The 15,077-nt window shown below is 59.3% G+C and carries 13 protein-coding genes; 4 read left to right on the forward strand and 9 right to left on the reverse strand.

The features are described from left to right. Positions 1-14: 14 nt before the first annotated feature. Complete coding sequence (locus ACR3EN_RS05330) at positions 15-1,091, reverse strand: branched-chain amino acid ABC transporter permease (RefSeq protein ID WP_480823922.1); 1,077 nt, start codon at positions 1,089-1,091, stop codon at positions 15-17. 3 nt (positions 1,092-1,094) lie between these two features. Next, positions 1,095-1,352, reverse strand: coding sequence for a hypothetical protein (locus ACR3EN_RS05335; RefSeq protein WP_480823920.1), 258 nt, complete (start codon positions 1,350-1,352; stop codon positions 1,095-1,097). A 108-nt stretch (positions 1,353-1,460) separates the two neighbouring features. Here ACR3EN_RS05335 and ACR3EN_RS05340 point away from each other — a divergent pair, with 108 nt between their 5' ends. After that, on the forward strand, positions 1,461-1,799 hold the full coding sequence (locus tag ACR3EN_RS05340) for a hypothetical protein (RefSeq protein WP_480823918.1): 339 nt from the start codon (positions 1,461-1,463) through the stop codon (positions 1,797-1,799). A gap of 15 nt (positions 1,800-1,814) precedes the next feature. Here the strand turns inward: ACR3EN_RS05340 and ACR3EN_RS05345 are convergent, their stop codons facing one another. From ACR3EN_RS05345 to ACR3EN_RS05370, 6 genes are all read right to left on the reverse strand, one after another. Next, positions 1,815-2,801, reverse strand: coding sequence for a branched-chain amino acid ABC transporter permease (locus tag ACR3EN_RS05345; protein ID WP_480823916.1), 987 nt, complete (start codon positions 2,799-2,801; stop codon positions 1,815-1,817). Between the two features lie 29 nt (positions 2,802-2,830). Continuing rightward, entirely contained in the window at positions 2,831-3,649 is an 819-nt protein-coding gene (locus tag ACR3EN_RS05350; protein ID WP_170694891.1) for an ABC transporter ATP-binding protein, read from the reverse strand. 79 nt (positions 3,650-3,728) lie between these two features. After that, a complete protein-coding gene (locus ACR3EN_RS05355; protein ID WP_480824133.1) occupies positions 3,729-5,672 on the reverse strand; it encodes an AMP-binding protein in 1,944 nt (647 codons plus the stop codon). A 660-nt stretch (positions 5,673-6,332) separates the two neighbouring features. After that, entirely contained in the window at positions 6,333-6,731 is a 399-nt protein-coding gene (gene mutT, locus ACR3EN_RS05360) for an 8-oxo-dGTP diphosphatase MutT (protein ID WP_480823914.1), read from the reverse strand. Further along, positions 6,728-7,954, reverse strand: a complete 1,227-nt coding sequence (gene argJ / locus ACR3EN_RS05365) for a bifunctional glutamate N-acetyltransferase/amino-acid acetyltransferase ArgJ (protein ID WP_480823912.1) — start codon at positions 7,952-7,954, stop codon at positions 6,728-6,730. Before argJ ends, mutT begins: the two co-directional genes overlap by 4 nt. Positions 7,955-7,959: 5 nt before the next feature. Continuing rightward, complete coding sequence (locus tag ACR3EN_RS05370) at positions 7,960-8,808, reverse strand: peptidylprolyl isomerase (protein ID WP_480823910.1); 849 nt, start codon at positions 8,806-8,808, stop codon at positions 7,960-7,962. A 176-nt stretch (positions 8,809-8,984) separates the two neighbouring features. On the opposite strand from ACR3EN_RS05370, the gene secA reads away from it, so the two are divergent. The 3 genes from secA (at position 8,985) to ACR3EN_RS05385 (ending at position 14,294) form a co-directional block, all read left to right on the forward strand. Further along, positions 8,985-11,702, forward strand: a complete 2,718-nt coding sequence (gene secA, locus ACR3EN_RS05375) for a preprotein translocase subunit SecA (protein ID WP_480823908.1) — start codon at positions 8,985-8,987, stop codon at positions 11,700-11,702. A gap of 101 nt (positions 11,703-11,803) precedes the next feature. After that, a complete protein-coding gene (locus tag ACR3EN_RS05380; protein ID WP_480870906.1) occupies positions 11,804-12,724 on the forward strand; it encodes a hypothetical protein in 921 nt (306 codons plus the stop codon). A gap of 25 nt (positions 12,725-12,749) precedes the next feature. After that, positions 12,750-14,294: a phosphate ABC transporter substrate-binding/OmpA family protein gene (locus ACR3EN_RS05385; protein WP_480823904.1), complete on the forward strand. Its 1,545-nt coding sequence runs from the start codon at positions 12,750-12,752 to the stop codon at positions 14,292-14,294. A 3-nt stretch (positions 14,295-14,297) separates the two neighbouring features. Here the strand turns inward: ACR3EN_RS05385 and radC are convergent, their stop codons facing one another. After that, positions 14,298-15,053: a RadC family protein gene (gene radC / locus ACR3EN_RS05390; RefSeq protein ID WP_480823903.1), complete on the reverse strand. Its 756-nt coding sequence runs from the start codon at positions 15,051-15,053 to the stop codon at positions 14,298-14,300. Positions 15,054-15,077: the final 24 nt, after the last annotated feature.

Below are 15,077 nucleotides of genomic sequence, written 5' to 3' on the forward strand. Positions count from 1 at the left end.
CTTGGACCAGCCCCTTAGTGCGGGAACGGCCACAGTCTGAGTTTCTCTTTTGCCACACGCCACAGCTGCGCCAGCCCGTGCGGTTCGAGGATCAGGAACATGATGATCAGCGCCCCCACGATCACGAGGTTCAGGTGCGCCACGATATCCGTCGGCCAGCCCAGCAGGTCCACGCCGATCAGTTTCAGCACGACAGGCAACAGCACAAGGAAAGCGGCCCCTGCAAAGGATCCGAATATAGACCCTAACCCGCCGATAATGACCATGAACAATACCAGGAATGATTTCTGGATGCCAAAGACCTCACCCACCTCGACGGCACCCAGATAGACCGCAAAGAACAGCGCGCCAGCGATGCCCACGAAGAACGAGCTGACGGCAAAGGCAGTCAGTTTCGCCTTCAGCGGGTTCACCCCGATGATCTCGGCCGCGATGTCCATATCGCGGATCGCCATCCAGGTCCGGCCTGTGGTGCCGCGCGTCAGATTGCGCGCGATGATTGCGCTGAGAGTCAGGAAGACGAGGCAGAACAGATAGGCCGCCCACGCCGGAGCATTCGGGCCGGTGATGATAATTCCAAACACATCCCGTTCCGGCGCGTTGATCTGACCGGAGGCGGAATAATTGTAGAACCACGATACCCGGTTGAAGAGCCAAACAAGAAAGAACTGCGCCGCCAGTGTGGCAACAGCCAGATAGAAGCCCTTGATCCTGAGGCTTGGCAGGCCAAAGATCACACCCACCAGCGCCGTAATGCCCCCCGCAAGCAGGACGTGGATGAACATACTGACATCCGGGAAGGCGGTCATCAGCTTGTAGCAGGCGTAAGCCCCGACAGCCATGAAGCCCCCTGTGCCCAGCGAAACCTGCCCGCAATAGCCCACAAGGATGTTCAGCCCGATCGCCGCGATGGCGTAGATCAGAAAGGGCAGCAGCAGCGCGTTGGCCCAATAGTCGTTGATGATGAAGGGGATGATCCCAAACGCCACCGCCAGCACAACATAGTATCGATACCGGTCGAACTTGATCGGGAAAGTCTGGCTGTCAGCTATGTACGAGGTTTTGAAATCCCCGGCCTCACGATAGAACATATCTTACTTTCCCCATTCTTCCTGCGCCCGGTTGCGGGCTGCGGCATCCAGCTGATTGGACCCTTTGGCGTATCCGGTGGCCTCAGAGGCGCGCACCAATTTCATGTAGGCAAGGATACCCATGATCAGCCCGGCAAAGGCCAGGATCGCGGCGATCACCAGCTGGCCCTCGCTCAGGTCATCCGAAGTAAGCGCGATATAGCCAAAGGCCCAGAATCCCGCCCATGCAATAACGTTGATAATCGCGATGAGTTTGGTCATGCCGTACACCCTGTGACTGGCAAAGCACGCCTCTGCGAAACGCCGCAGAATTGGCGATATTCTGCCCCTTTTCGCGGTATGATCCGACCATTCGGACAGGAGCTTGCGATGAACACACTTGCCAAAGAGCTTGAAGATCTGGAAACCCGCCGCGCTGCAGGGACCATCAGTGACGATGATGCGAAGCTTGCAAAACAGGCTTTGCTGAGCCGGGCGTCGGCAACCTCCGAGGCTCGTCCTCGCGCGGGCGACCCCAACCGTGGATTGTTCGGCTGGATCATTGCGGGCGTCTTCGCCAATCTCATGCTGTCCCTCGCCGGGCTGGCCGGGTTGGCGGCGATAGCGTATCTGCTGCTGCCTTTAGCACTGGCTGTGCCAATACTGATCTGCGCAGTCTTCATCCTGCCGGTACTATGGCTGCTGGACTGGATCGGCGATCTGTTCTGATAGACCAACACCACGCTACACCCTCTCGATGATCTTTTCGCCGAACAGGCCTTGCGGCCGGAACACAAGAAAGATCAGTGCCAGCACATAGGCGAACCAGTTCTCGGTCGCGCCACCCAGCGCAGGGCCCAGGGCAAACTCGAACAGTTTCTCACCCACGCCGATGATCAGCCCGCCGACAATCGCCCCGGGGATCGAGGTAAATCCACCCAGCATCAGCACCGGCAGCGCCTTCAGCGCGATCAGGCTCAGCGAGAACTGGACGCCCGACTTGGTGCCCCACATGATCCCCGCGACCAAGGCCACGAACCCCGCGACCGACCAGACCATCACCCAGATGAAGTTCAGCGAGATCCCCACTGACAACGCCGCCTGATGGTCATCCGCCACCGCGCGCATCGCCCGACCCTGTTTGGTGTACTGGCTGAATGCCACCAGCGCGGCCACCAGAAGCGCCGCGATGACCGTGGCGACGATATCCAGATTGTCGATGAAGAAGCCGTAGTCGAATATGTTAAAGGTGGTCTCGTCAATCCACAGGTTGATCCCCTGCGGCAGACCCACATCCAGCGTCTTGATTTCAGACCCCCACATCAGGTCGGCAACGCCTTCAAGGAAATAGGCCAGACCGATGGTGGCCATGAACAGGATGATCGGCTCTTGGCCCACCAGATGGCGCATCACGAACCGTTGCACCGCCCAGGCCAGAAAAACCATGACGACCATGGTTAAGATGATCGCAAAGACCGCAGGTATATTCCAACCAAAGTAATGGACATGCGTCCCGAATATCGCGTTGATCAGATGCGCAAAAGGCACCTGCCCGTTCATGATCCCGACCAGCGTCATCGCCGCAAAAAGGGCCATAACCCCTTGGGCATAATTGAAAATCCCCGATGCCTTGTAGATCAGTACAAAGCCCAGCGCCACCAGCGCATAAAGCACCCCGGCCATCAGACCGTTGAGGATGACCTCCATCGCAAATACGAGTTGTTCAGGCATTGGTGCCTCCCCAGATTTCCATTTGGCGATCAGTCATGGCTGACCCCCAGATAGGCGTCGATGACCTCTTGGTTGTTGCGCACCTCATCTGGTGTGCCGTCACCGATCTTCTTTCCGTAGTCCATAACGACCACCCGGTCGCTCAGATCCATCACCACGCCCATGTCGTGCTCGATCAGAGCAATCGTGGTGCCAAATTCGTCATTCACGTCCAGGATGAAGCGGCTCATGTCCTCTTTCTCTTCGACGTTCATGCCGGCCATGGGTTCATCAAGCAGCAGCAGCTTCGGCTCCGCCGCCAGAGCGCGCGCTAGTTCGACCCGCTTTTTCAACCCGTAGGGCAGACGCGACACAGGCGTTTTCCGGATGTGCTGAATCTCAAGGAAGTCGATGATCTTCTCGACCGCCTCACGATTCTCGGTCTCTTCCGCCTCGGCCTTCCCCTTCCACCACGCCTGCTGAAAGATGTTGGTCTTCATATACCCCAACCGCCCGGTCATCACGTTGTCCAGAACGCTCATCCCTTCGAACAGAGCGATATTCTGGAACGTCCGCGCGATGCCCTGCTGCGCCACCTCAAAAGGTCGCATCGGCGGGCGTTTCGACCCATGAAACCAAACCTCACCCTCCTGCGGGACATAAAACCCCGAGATCACATTCAGCATCGAGGACTTGCCCGCACCGTTCGGCCCGATAATGGCGCGGATCTCACCCTCGCGAATATCAAACGAGATATCCTTGATCGCCACCACGCCGCCAAAACGCAGGGTGATGTTCTTCATCTCCATCACCACGCCGCCGATCTTGCGGCCGTCTTCGGTGACATATCCTTCGGAATTATCCAGCATCAGCCTCTCCCGGACTTACGCAATAACGGGACGGCGGGCGGGGCGATGACCGCAGGTCGAGCGGCGCTCGAACGGCCCATCATTCCGCCGCGACCTTGTGCTGCGCGACCGACACAACCGGCGCATCAACGATCTCAAGCGTCGCAGAAATCGACCCCTTGCGCCCGTCCTCATAGGTCACTTCGGTTGTCGTCGAAACGCTCGAGGACCCGTCATAAAGCGCGGCGATAATGTCGTGGAATTTGTCCTCGACAAAGCCACGCCGCACCTTGCGGGTCCGGGTCATCTCGCCATCATCAGCATCCAGTTCCTTGTGCAGAACCACAAAGCGATGCACTTGGCAGCCCGACAGCATCTCATCGGCTGCAACCGACTTGTTTACCGCTTCCACGTGAGATTTGATCGTCTCTAACACACGCGGATGGCCCGCCAGCTCCTGGTAGGACGCATAAGCCACGTTGTTGCGCTCAGCCCAGTTTCCAACCGCCGTCAGGTCGATATTGATGAAGGCGACGCAGCGATCCTTGCCGTTTCCGAACAGCACGACCTCAAGAATATCCGGATAGAACTTCAGCTTGTTCTCGACATATTTCGGCGCGAACATCGACCCGTCAGCCATTTTGCCCACATCTTTGGCGCGGTCGATGATCCGCAAATGGCCCGAGCCTTCCTCGATAAACCCTGCATCCCCGGTGGCCACCCAACCCTCAGCATCCTTGGTCGAGGCCGTCGAGTCCGGGTTGTTGTAGTACTCGACGAACACTCCGGGCGAGCGGTAATGAATCTCGCCGTTGTCATCGATCTTCAGCTCGACATCCGGCGCAGGAACACCAACCGTATCCGCCCGTACTTCGCCATCGGGCTGTACGGTGATGAACACTGTCGCTTCGGTCTGACCGTAAAGCTGCTTCAGGTTGATACCCAAAGAGCGATAGAAATCAAAGATTTCCGGCCCAATCGCCTCACCCGCGGTATAGCCCACGCGGAACCGTCCATAGCCCAGCGTATCTTTCAGAGGGCCATAGACCAGCATATTGCCCAACGCATATTTCAGCTTGTCGCTAAAGCCCACCGGCTTGCCGTCCAGCAACAGACCACCGACTTTCTTGGCATGATCCATGAAGTGACGGAACATGCGTTGCTTCAGCTTGCCCGCATCCTCCATCCGGATCATCACATTGGTCAGCTGGCTTTCAAACACGCGCGGTGGGGCGAAGAAATAGGTCGGCCCGATCTCACGCAGGTCGGTCATCATCGTGTCGGCGCTCTCGGGGCAGTTCACGCAGAAGCCACACCAATAGGCCTGACCGATGGAGAAGATGAAATCGCCCACCCAAGCCATCGGCAGGTAGGACAGAATGTCTTCGTTCCGGGTCAGATGATCGAACTCGGCCGAGTTCTTGGCGCTTTCAATGACATTCCGGTTCGACAGCACCACGCCCTTCGGCTTGCCCGTGGTCCCCGAGGTGTAAAGCATCACACAGGTATCGTCATAGGTGATCGCCGCGATGCGCTTGTCCAACTCGGCATCGAACCGAGCATGACCAGCGCTGCCCTCGGCCATGATGTCCTCAAGCGCGTTCATCTGGGAATGGTCGTATTTCCGCATCCCGCGCTTGTCGGTATAGAGGATATGTTTGACCTGGTGCAGGTTTTCCTGAATCTCAATGACCTTGTCGACCTGCTCCTGATCGCCGCAGACCACGTATTTCGCGCCGCAATGTTCCAGCACATAGGCCATCTCTTCGGCGACCGAGTCCTGATACAAAGGCACCGGCACCGCGCCCACCATCTGCGCGGCCACCATCGACCAGTAATGCGCCGGACGGTTGCGGCCTATGACGGCGATGTGGTCGCCTTTTTCGACACCCAATTCCAGAAACCCAAGCGCTATCGCACGGATTTCCTTGGCCGTTTCAGCCCAGGACCAGCATTGCCAGATCCCGAATTCCTTTTCCCGATAGGCCGGGGCGTCCCCGAACTGCGTCGCATTGCGGTGTAACAGCGCCGGAAGGGACTGCATCCCTTCGACACCCGACTGCGTCTGAGCCAATCTTTCTCTCCTCCCCACCCGACCCCTCCCCGGGTCGGAAATGGCGGGTCCGGGTCAGGCCCGAACGCCAATGCCCCATTGAGGGCACGGTCACGATCAGCGTCAAGTTTTGCCTGATGTTTTCTCAATTCTTACGAATTGTAACAGGGAGTGCGGGCTTTGGATGCGCGGAGGTTTTATCACAATTCGGGTAAAACTAGCCCAACGAAGTTCTATTTCGATGGATCACAAAGTGTCGTCACTTCGCCGGTCGAAGATGTTGTCGTCATAGGAATAACGCAATGCTCAGCATTCAGCTGGAACAAAAGGAACCCTGCTCCCATCGTCACCGCAAACGATCCCACGAAGAAAACAGCGCTGTACAAGAGCCTATTTCGCGCATGGTTGTTACCTTGGTGGCCCAAAACCCGAAACATCGACAGAAAACCACCAGTCAACACGTGGTCCCAAGGTCGCTCGGCTGCGGTTTGGTTCGTTGCGGATATCAAGCTTGCAAATGAAGCTAGAAACTTAATGAAACGATAAAACGTCAAGAGCATCCCGACCAAGACGACAATCAGAAGAAAGTATATTAATGCGGACATTTCAGCCAAACCTTCTAAGTCGAAAACCGTTCAAGAATAACTCCGCCTACAACCAATCCCGCAAAATCGGAATCAGCGGCACATCCGCCGCCGGCATTGGATAGTTGCGCAGATCATTCGCCCGCACCCATTTCAGCGCCTGACCCTCCTTGGACTGCGGTATCCCCTCCCACTTGCGGCAGGCGAACAGCGGCATCAGCAGGTGGAAATCGTCATAGCTGTGGCTGGCAAAGGTCAGCGGCGCGAGGCAGGAGGTCCAGGTGTCGATGCCCAGTTCCTCGTGCAATTCGCGGATCAGGGCGGCCTCGGGGGTTTCGCCGGGTTCGATTTTGCCGCCGGGGAATTCCCAGAGACCGGCCATGGATTTGCCCTCGGGGCGTTGGGCCAGCAGGACGCGGCCCTCGATGTCGATCAGGGCGACGGCAGATACCAGAATTGTTTTCACGAGCGATAATCCGCGTTGATCTCGATATATCCGTGGGTCAGATCGCAGGTCCAGACGGTGGATTTGCCCTCGCCCAAGCCCAGATCGACGGCGATTACCAGATCCTGACCTTTCATATAGGCGGCGGCGGCGTCTTCGCTGTAGTCGGGACTAACCCAGCCTTTTTCGGCGACAAGGATGTCTCCGAAGGAAATGCTCAGACGGTCGCGATCGGCGGCAGCGCCGGATTTGCCGATGGCCATGACGATGCGGCCCCAGTTCGGGTCTTCGCCCGCGATGGCGGTTTTGACCAGAGGCGAGTTGGCGATGGCAAGCCCGTGGGTTTTGGCGTCGGCATCCGTGGCCGCCCCGGTCACACGAATTTCTACGAATTTCGTGGCCCCTTCACCGTCGCGCACCACCTGCTGCGCGAGGTTCAGCATCACCGTTTCAAGCGCCTCGGCGAAGGCTGCATTGCCGGTGGCATCGACGCCCGAGGCCCCGGTGGCGCACAGAAGCAGGCTGTCCGAGGTCGAGGTATCGCTGTCGACCGTGATACAATTGAAAGTACGATCTGTCTGTTCACCCAGCATGGCCTGCAAGGCAGATTGCTCCACCTGCGCATCGGTGAAGATGTAGACCAGCATCGTCGCCATGTCGGGCGCGATCATGCCGGAGCCCTTGGCAATCCCCGCAATAGAGACTGTTTTCCCGTCAATCTCGACCTGCGCCGACGCGCCTTTCGGGAAGGTATCAGTGGTCATGATGGCGCGCGCCGCGTCTTTGATGGCGTGGCGGCTGAGGCCTGTTTTCAGCGTCTCAAGCTGCGACACGATCTTCTCATGCGGCAGCGGTTCGCCGATCACGCCGGTGGATGAGGTAAAGACACGCTCGACCGGAACGCCGGTGGCTAGGGCGACGGCCTGCGTAAGCTCGGCCACCGAGGTCTGGCCGTAGTGTCCCGTAAACGCGTTGGCATTGCCCGAGTTCACAAGGATCGCCGCGGGCCCGTCCGAAGGCCCACCGATCTTGTCCTGACAATCCAGCACCGGGGCGGCGCGGGTGGCGGACCGGGTGAACACCCCGGCCACCGAAGTGCCGGGGTCCAGCACGGCCAGCATCACATCGGTGCGGCCCTGATACCGCACGCCTGCTTCGACGGTGGCGAAGCGTACGCCGTCGATGGCGGGCAGTTCGGGAAAGCCCGCCGGGGCCAGCGGAGAAACCTTTGTGATCGTGGCCACGGGGATTACTCCTGAATCAGTTCGATCTGGCGCAGGATTTCGGGGCCTGCACCTTCCAGCGCGGGGCGTTCGATCTGTGCGCTTTGGGTCAGCTCGTCAATCTTGGCCTGAATCGCCTCTTGCCGGATGGTCTGGGACAGATCGCCCCGCACAGCCTCAAGCGCGGGGGCCTGCGATTTGCGCTTGTCGTTCAGCGTGACCACGTGCCAGCCAAACTGCGTTTGTACCGGATCCGAGACCTGACCCCTTTCCAATGCGATCACCGCGCCCTCGAACTCGGGCACCATCTGGCCGGTGCCGAACCAGCCCAGCGCGCCGCCATTAGGACCCGAGGGGCCGGTGGATTTCTCTTTCGCCAGTTCGGCGAAATCGGCGCCGTCATCTAGCTGGGCCTTGATGGCGTTGGCCTCGTCCTCGGTCTCGACAAGGATGTGGCTGGCGTTGAATTCATCCTCGCCTTCGAAATCGGCGAACTGGGCGTCATAGGCGGCCTGAATGGCTTCTTCGGTGACGGTGGCGGCGGTGATCGCCTCGACCGTTTGCACCGCGCGCAGGGATCGGGTTTCGTTTTCCAGCCGCAGCGCGTTCAGGGGGTTCAACTCATCCTGTTCCTGACTCAGCAGGTGCTGCTGGACCAGCTGTTCGAGGATGAAGTCATACAGCACCTCATCTTCAAGCTCTTGGTACTGCGCGGGCAGGGCGGATGCGGTCGCGATGACGTGACCCAATGTGATCTCATCCCCGTTCACGCGGGCCACGACGGTCGATGCATCAGGCGCGGTTTGGGCGGCCAGCGGCAGCGCCATCACGGCGGTCAGGGCCAGCGATGGCAGAAAAGTGAGGCCTTTGGGCATGGAATCATCCTATTTCTTTGCCGCGACAGGGCGCAGCGTTGACACTGTGGAACCTGCCGCTTACATCGCCTTGAAGCCTTGGACAGGGCCGCCTTTCACCCCCCGTATCTATGGGTTGCGCGCAAGGTGGGCAAGCCTGTCGCAACCACGATAAGAACAGATCCGCTGGAGTGAACATGCTGGGACTCGGAACGCTCGCCAAAAAGGTGTTCGGAACACCGAACGACCGCAAGATCAAGGCGACCCGCCCCCTGATCGACAAGATCAACGCGCTGGAACCCGAGTTCGAGAAACTGTCCGATGAGGGCCTGGTCGAAAAGACCGCCGAGCTGCGCAAACGCGCGCTGGATGGCGAGGCGCTGGATGACCTGCTGCCCGAGGCTTTTGCCAACGTCCGCGAAGGCGCCAAGCGCGCGCTGGGACTGCGCGCCTTTGACGTGCAGCTGATGGGCGGCGCGTTCCTGCATCAGGGCAATATCTCGGAAATGAAGACCGGTGAGGGCAAGACACTGGTCGCCACCTTCCCGGCCTATCTGAATGCGCTGACCGGCAAGGGCGTGCATATCGTCACGGTGAACGAGTATCTTGCCAAGCGCGACTCGGAATGGATGGGTAAAGTGTTTGCCGCTGTGGGCATGACCACCGGCGTGATCTGGTCGGGTCAGCCCGATGCCGAGAAGATGGCCGCCTATAAATGCGACATCACCTATGCCACCAATAACGAGCTTGGGTTCGATTACCTGCGCGACAACATGAAGGCCGATCTGGAGCAGGTCTATCAAAAGCACCACAATTTCGCGATCGTGGATGAGGTGGACTCGATCCTGATTGACGAGGCGCGGACGCCGCTGATCATCTCGGGCCCGGCACAGGATCGGTCGGACCTGTATACCGCCATTGACGGTTTGATCCCGTCACTCAGCGATGACCATTTCACGCTTGATGAGAAATCGCGAAACGTGACCTTCACCGACGAAGGCAACGAGTTTCTGGAACAGCAATTGCTGGCAGCAGGGCTGATCCCCGAGGGTCATTCCCTGTATGACCCCGAGAGCACCACCGTGGTGCATCATGTCAATCAGGGCCTGCGCGCGCACAAGCTGTTTCAGCGCGACAAGGATTACATCGTGCGCGATGGCAATGTGGTTCTGATCGATGAATTCACCGGCCGGATGATGCCAGGTCGTCGCCTGTCTGAGGGCCTGCATCAGGCCATCGAGGCGAAGGAAGGCGTTCAGATCCAGCCCGAAAACGTCACGCTGGCCAGCGTGACCTTCCAGAACTACTTCCGCCTCTATGACAAGCTGGGCGGCATGACCGGGACCGCGCTGACCGAGGCCGAAGAATTTCAGGAAATCTACGGGCTGGGCGTGGTCGAGGTTCCGACCAACAAGCCGATTGCCCGTCTGGACGAGGACGATCAGGTCTATCGCACCGCCGTCGAAAAATACGGCGCGATGATCAAGGAAACCAAGGAAGCGCAGAGCAAAGGCCAACCGGTCCTTCTGGGCACGACGTCGATTGAGAAATCCGAACTGCTCAGCCAGATGCTGACCAAGGAAGGCATCGAACACAACGTCCTGAACGCCCGCCAGCACGAGCAAGAGGCGCAGATCGTGGCCGATGCGGGGCGTCTGGGCGCGGTGACCATCGCCACCAACATGGCGGGCCGGGGCACCGACATCCAGTTGGGCGGCAATGTCGAGATGAAGGTGCTGCAAGCCATCGCCGACAACCCCGACGCCGACCCCGCCGCGCTGCGCGCCGCGGAAGAGGCAAAGCACGCCGAAGAAAAGAACAAGGTCCTTGAGGCCGGTGGCCTTTACGTCATGGCCTCAGAACGCCACGAAAGTCGCCGCATCGACAACCAGCTGCGGGGCCGTTCAGGCCGTCAGGGCGACCCGGGCCGCACCGTGTTTTACCTTAGCCTCGAAGATGACCTGATGCGCATCTTCGGCTCAGAGCGGCTGGACAAGGTACTGACCACGCTGGGCATGAAAGAGGGTGAGGCGATCATCCACCCCTGGGTCAACAAATCGCTGGAGCGTGCGCAATCCAAGGTCGAAGGCCGCAACTTCGACATGCGCAAGAACGTTCTGAAATTCGATGACGTGATGAATGACCAGCGCAAAGTGGTGTTCAGCCAGCGGCGCGAGATCATGTCTTCGGACGATCTGTCCGAAGTGGTTTCGGACATGCGCGAACAGGTGATCGATGATCTGATCGACGAATACATGCCGCCAAAATCCTATGCAGATCAATGGGATACCGACGGCCTGCATGAGGCGGTGAAAGACAAGCTGACCATCGATGCCCCGGTTCAGGACTGGGCCGCCGAAGAAGGCGTGGATGACGAACAAATCCGAGAACGTCTGATCAAGGCCGCTGACGAGATGATGGCGCAGAAGGCGGTCGCCTTCGGTCCTGAGAACATGCGCAACATCGAAAAGCAGGTGCTGCTGCAGACCATCGATGGTAAATGGCGCGAACACCTGCTGACGCTAGAGCATCTGCGCTCGGTCGTAGGCTTCCGTGGTTATGCCCAGCGCGATCCGCTGAACGAATACAAAAGCGAAAGCTTCCAACTGTTCGAGGGTATGCTTGACAGCCTGCGCGAAACCGTAACGCAGCAATTGTCGCGCGTTCGCCCGCTGACCGAAGAAGAACAGAAAGAGATGCTGGCTCAGATGCAGGCGCAGCAGGCGCAGGCGCAACAGTTGGTTGATGAAGCTGCCGGTCAGGCCGAAGCGGTGGCCGAGGCCGAAGCATCAGGCGACCGGCGTCCGGGTTTTGTTGAGGACGATCCATCCACGTGGGGAAATCCGTCACGCAATGACACTTGCCCCTGCGGATCCGGCAAGAAATTCAAACACTGCCACGGCAGACTGACCTAACGTAATCGTTAACCCTTTCACAATGAGTCCGTCTCGCGGCCACAAATTGGCCGCGATTGGCGGCCAATTTACGACTCGCTCCTTCAACTGGGGAGGGTGTCTTGTTTGTAATTAAGAATTACGTAACCACGGGCGGGACCGTTGCCTGCGCCCTTGCGATTGGTTACCTGATGCAGAGCGGCTCTGCACAGCAATCCGTGCCTGATGCGGGTTCGGAACGTGTGGCATCTGTTGCGGCGCAATCGGCGGGCCTGCCGGGGCTCGAAGCCGTCGTATTGACATCGTCCTCTCCCACTGAAACCGCGAGAAATACATCGCCGGATGCGTCGCCGACCTTGCGCGCGCAGCCCCGGTTTCCGTCAAATTGCGACCTGAGCGCGCGTGCCATGGCTGTACCGGGCGCCAAGGCAAGGCTCAGCGTAAAAGCGCCTTGCCATATGGATCAAATGATCGAAATCCACCACAGCGGTCTGGTCTTTTCGACCCGAACAGACGCTTTGGGGCGGCTGGATTTGACTGTGCCGGCTCTGGCCGAATACGCTATCTTCCTGATTTCCATGCCAGATCAGAATGGAACGGTCGCCACAACCCATGTGCCGGAAATCAGAAACTACAACCGGATCGCCCTGCAATGGCAGGGTCAGACCGACCTGCAGTTGCACGCGCTGGAATTCGGTGCCAGCTATGGCGAGGCAGGCCATGTCTGGTCCGGCAGCGACAGCATCGGCACCGGATCTGTTGTGCATCTTGGTCAGGGCGACTCGGCCGATGCGCGCAACATCGAGGTCTACTCGTTTCCCGCAAACGCCGCGACACAGAGCGGATCGATTGCATTGTCAATCGAAGCCGAAGTGACCGAGCACAACTGCAACACCGGTCTTCACGTCCAGGCGCTTGAGTGGCGCTCGGATCAACGCCTGCGTTCGCGCGATCTGACACTCGAGATGCCGACTTGTGACGCAACCGGTGATTTTCTGGTGTTGAATAATCTGTTCTCAGACCTGACAATCGCTGCAAAATAAACAGCAGGCAGGTCGACACTTCCTCATGACATTTTTACGTGCGGCATTGACCGCGCTTGTTGCGCTGACTCTCGCCACCAAGGTCTTTGCACAGGATATCACCCTGACCTCACATGACGGCAAGGTCGAGGTTGTTGGCACTCTGCTGGGCTATGACGGCGAGTTCTATCGCGTCGATACGCAATTCGGAGAGCTGACGGTGGACGGTTCGGGCGTATCCTGTGACGGACCCGCCTGCCCGAACCTGACCGATTTTGTGGCCGAGATCCGACTGTCCGGCGCCTCGGTCATGGCCGAAACTCTGATACCTGCGCTGGTTCGGGGTTTTGCCGCAGAACAGGGTCTGACGGTCGATCAACCAGACGATACCTCGTACGCCCTGCACCAGCCAGATCGAAAGGCCCCGTTGGCCCGATTGATCCTGCGCGCCAACGATACGGGTCAGGGGTTTTCTGACCTGGCCCGGAACACAGCCGACATCGTGCTGGCCCAGCGCGAAATTCGTGCAGCCGAGCAGGAAATGGCATCCGAGGCGGGTTTGGGCGACCTGACCCACCCGCGCAGATCTCGGGTTCTGGCCCTGGACGCGATGGTGCCCGTTGTTGCCGCGGATAATCCGGTGCGCCAGATCGCCGCCTCTGATCTGGCAAAGGTCTTTGCTGGTGAGATCCTCAACTGGAATGAACTGGGTGGCCCCGACGCTCCGATCGCCCTGAATTTGACCGGGCCGGGTTCGGGTCTGGCGCAGGCGGTTGACGATCTCCTGATGAAGCCAGCAAGCGCGGTTCTGGCCGAAAACATCCGCCGCCATGCACGCGCCAGCGATCTGGTCCGCGCAGTTTCCAGCGACCCATTCGCCATTGGCATCACCAGCCTTGCTGAAACCGGTGCCGCGCGCAGTCTTCCACTGGCTGGCGGGTGCGGCCATGCGATCATCGCGACCCGTCAGTCGGTAAAGACCGAGGATTACCCTCTGACCGCACCATTGTTCATCTATTTACCGCAACGTCGCCTGCCCCGGATAGCACGCCAGTTTCTGGCGTATACACAAAGCCCGGCCGCCCAGAGCGTGATCCGACAAGCGGGGTTTGTCGACCAATCGCCCGAGAGGATCCGCCTTGGTCTGCAAGGCGACCGGCTGGCCAATGCGATTGCGACCGGCGGCGCTGAGGTCGGCCTCGACGCGCTGCAAGACATGATCGAAACTTTGCGCCCGATGACGCGACTATCGCTCTCGTTTCGGTTTGAGCCCGGATCATCCCGTCCGGACGCTCAGTCGCGGTCGAACATCGTACAACTGGCGCAAGCGTTGGAAAGCGGCGCGCTGGATTTGCGCAAGTTAAGCTTTATCGGATTCAGCGACGGGGTGGGTGGTGCCGATGCCAACACCCGGATCGCACTGCGCCGCGCACAGACCGTTCGCAATTCGGTTCTGGCGGCAGTCGAAACCAGCATCCCGGACAGCATCGTAATCACTGCCGAGGGATTCGGTGAGGCCATGCCCATGGCCTGCGATGACACCGAATGGGGCCGCAAGATCAATCGCCGGGTCGAGGTCTGGGTGCAATAACCGTTAGAGATATCCGTGCGAGCGAAAGCTCAGCTCGGTCGATTTACCAATGATCAGGTGGTCGTGCAGAGTCAGCCCCAGCGCCATGCAGGCATCCTGAATCCGGTTGGTCATGTCGATATCCGATTGCGAGGGCGTCGGGTCGCCCGACGGGTGGTTGTGCACCAGGATCAGCGCCGAGGCATTCAGCTCCAGCGCCCGTTTCGCCACCTCGCGCGGATAGACCGGGACGTGATCCACGGTACCCTTGGCCTGTTCCTCATCCGCGATCAGCACGTTCTTGCGATCCAGATAGAACACCCGGAACTGCTCGGTCTCACGATGGGCCATTGTCGTGTGGCAATAGTCCACCAGCGCATCCCAGCCCGAGATCACATGCCGCTGCATCACCCGCGCACGGGCCATACGGTGCGCGCAGGCCTCGAGGATTTTGAGATCGGTGATCACCGTATCGCCGACGCCTTTGACCTGGCGCAGTCGCTCCTCGGGCGCGGTCAGGACGCGGTTGAAATCGCCAAAAGTGTCCATCAACGCCCGCGCCAGCGGTTTCACGTCTTGCCGGGGGATGGAACGGAACAGGACCAGTTCCAACAGCTCGTAATCCGGCATCGCGGATGACCCGCCTGCCATGAACCGTTCGCGCAGCCGCTTGCGGTGGTCTTTGATGTAGGAGGGTAACCGACCAACGGGCAGCGGCTGCGCGGGCGCTTCGTCCGTATCGAACAGCATGGGGGCTTCGGCAAAGGCGTCCTGTGTCATGGACCTACCCTGACGCAGAATCAG

This window comes from Ruegeria sp. G7, from assembly GCF_056535465.1.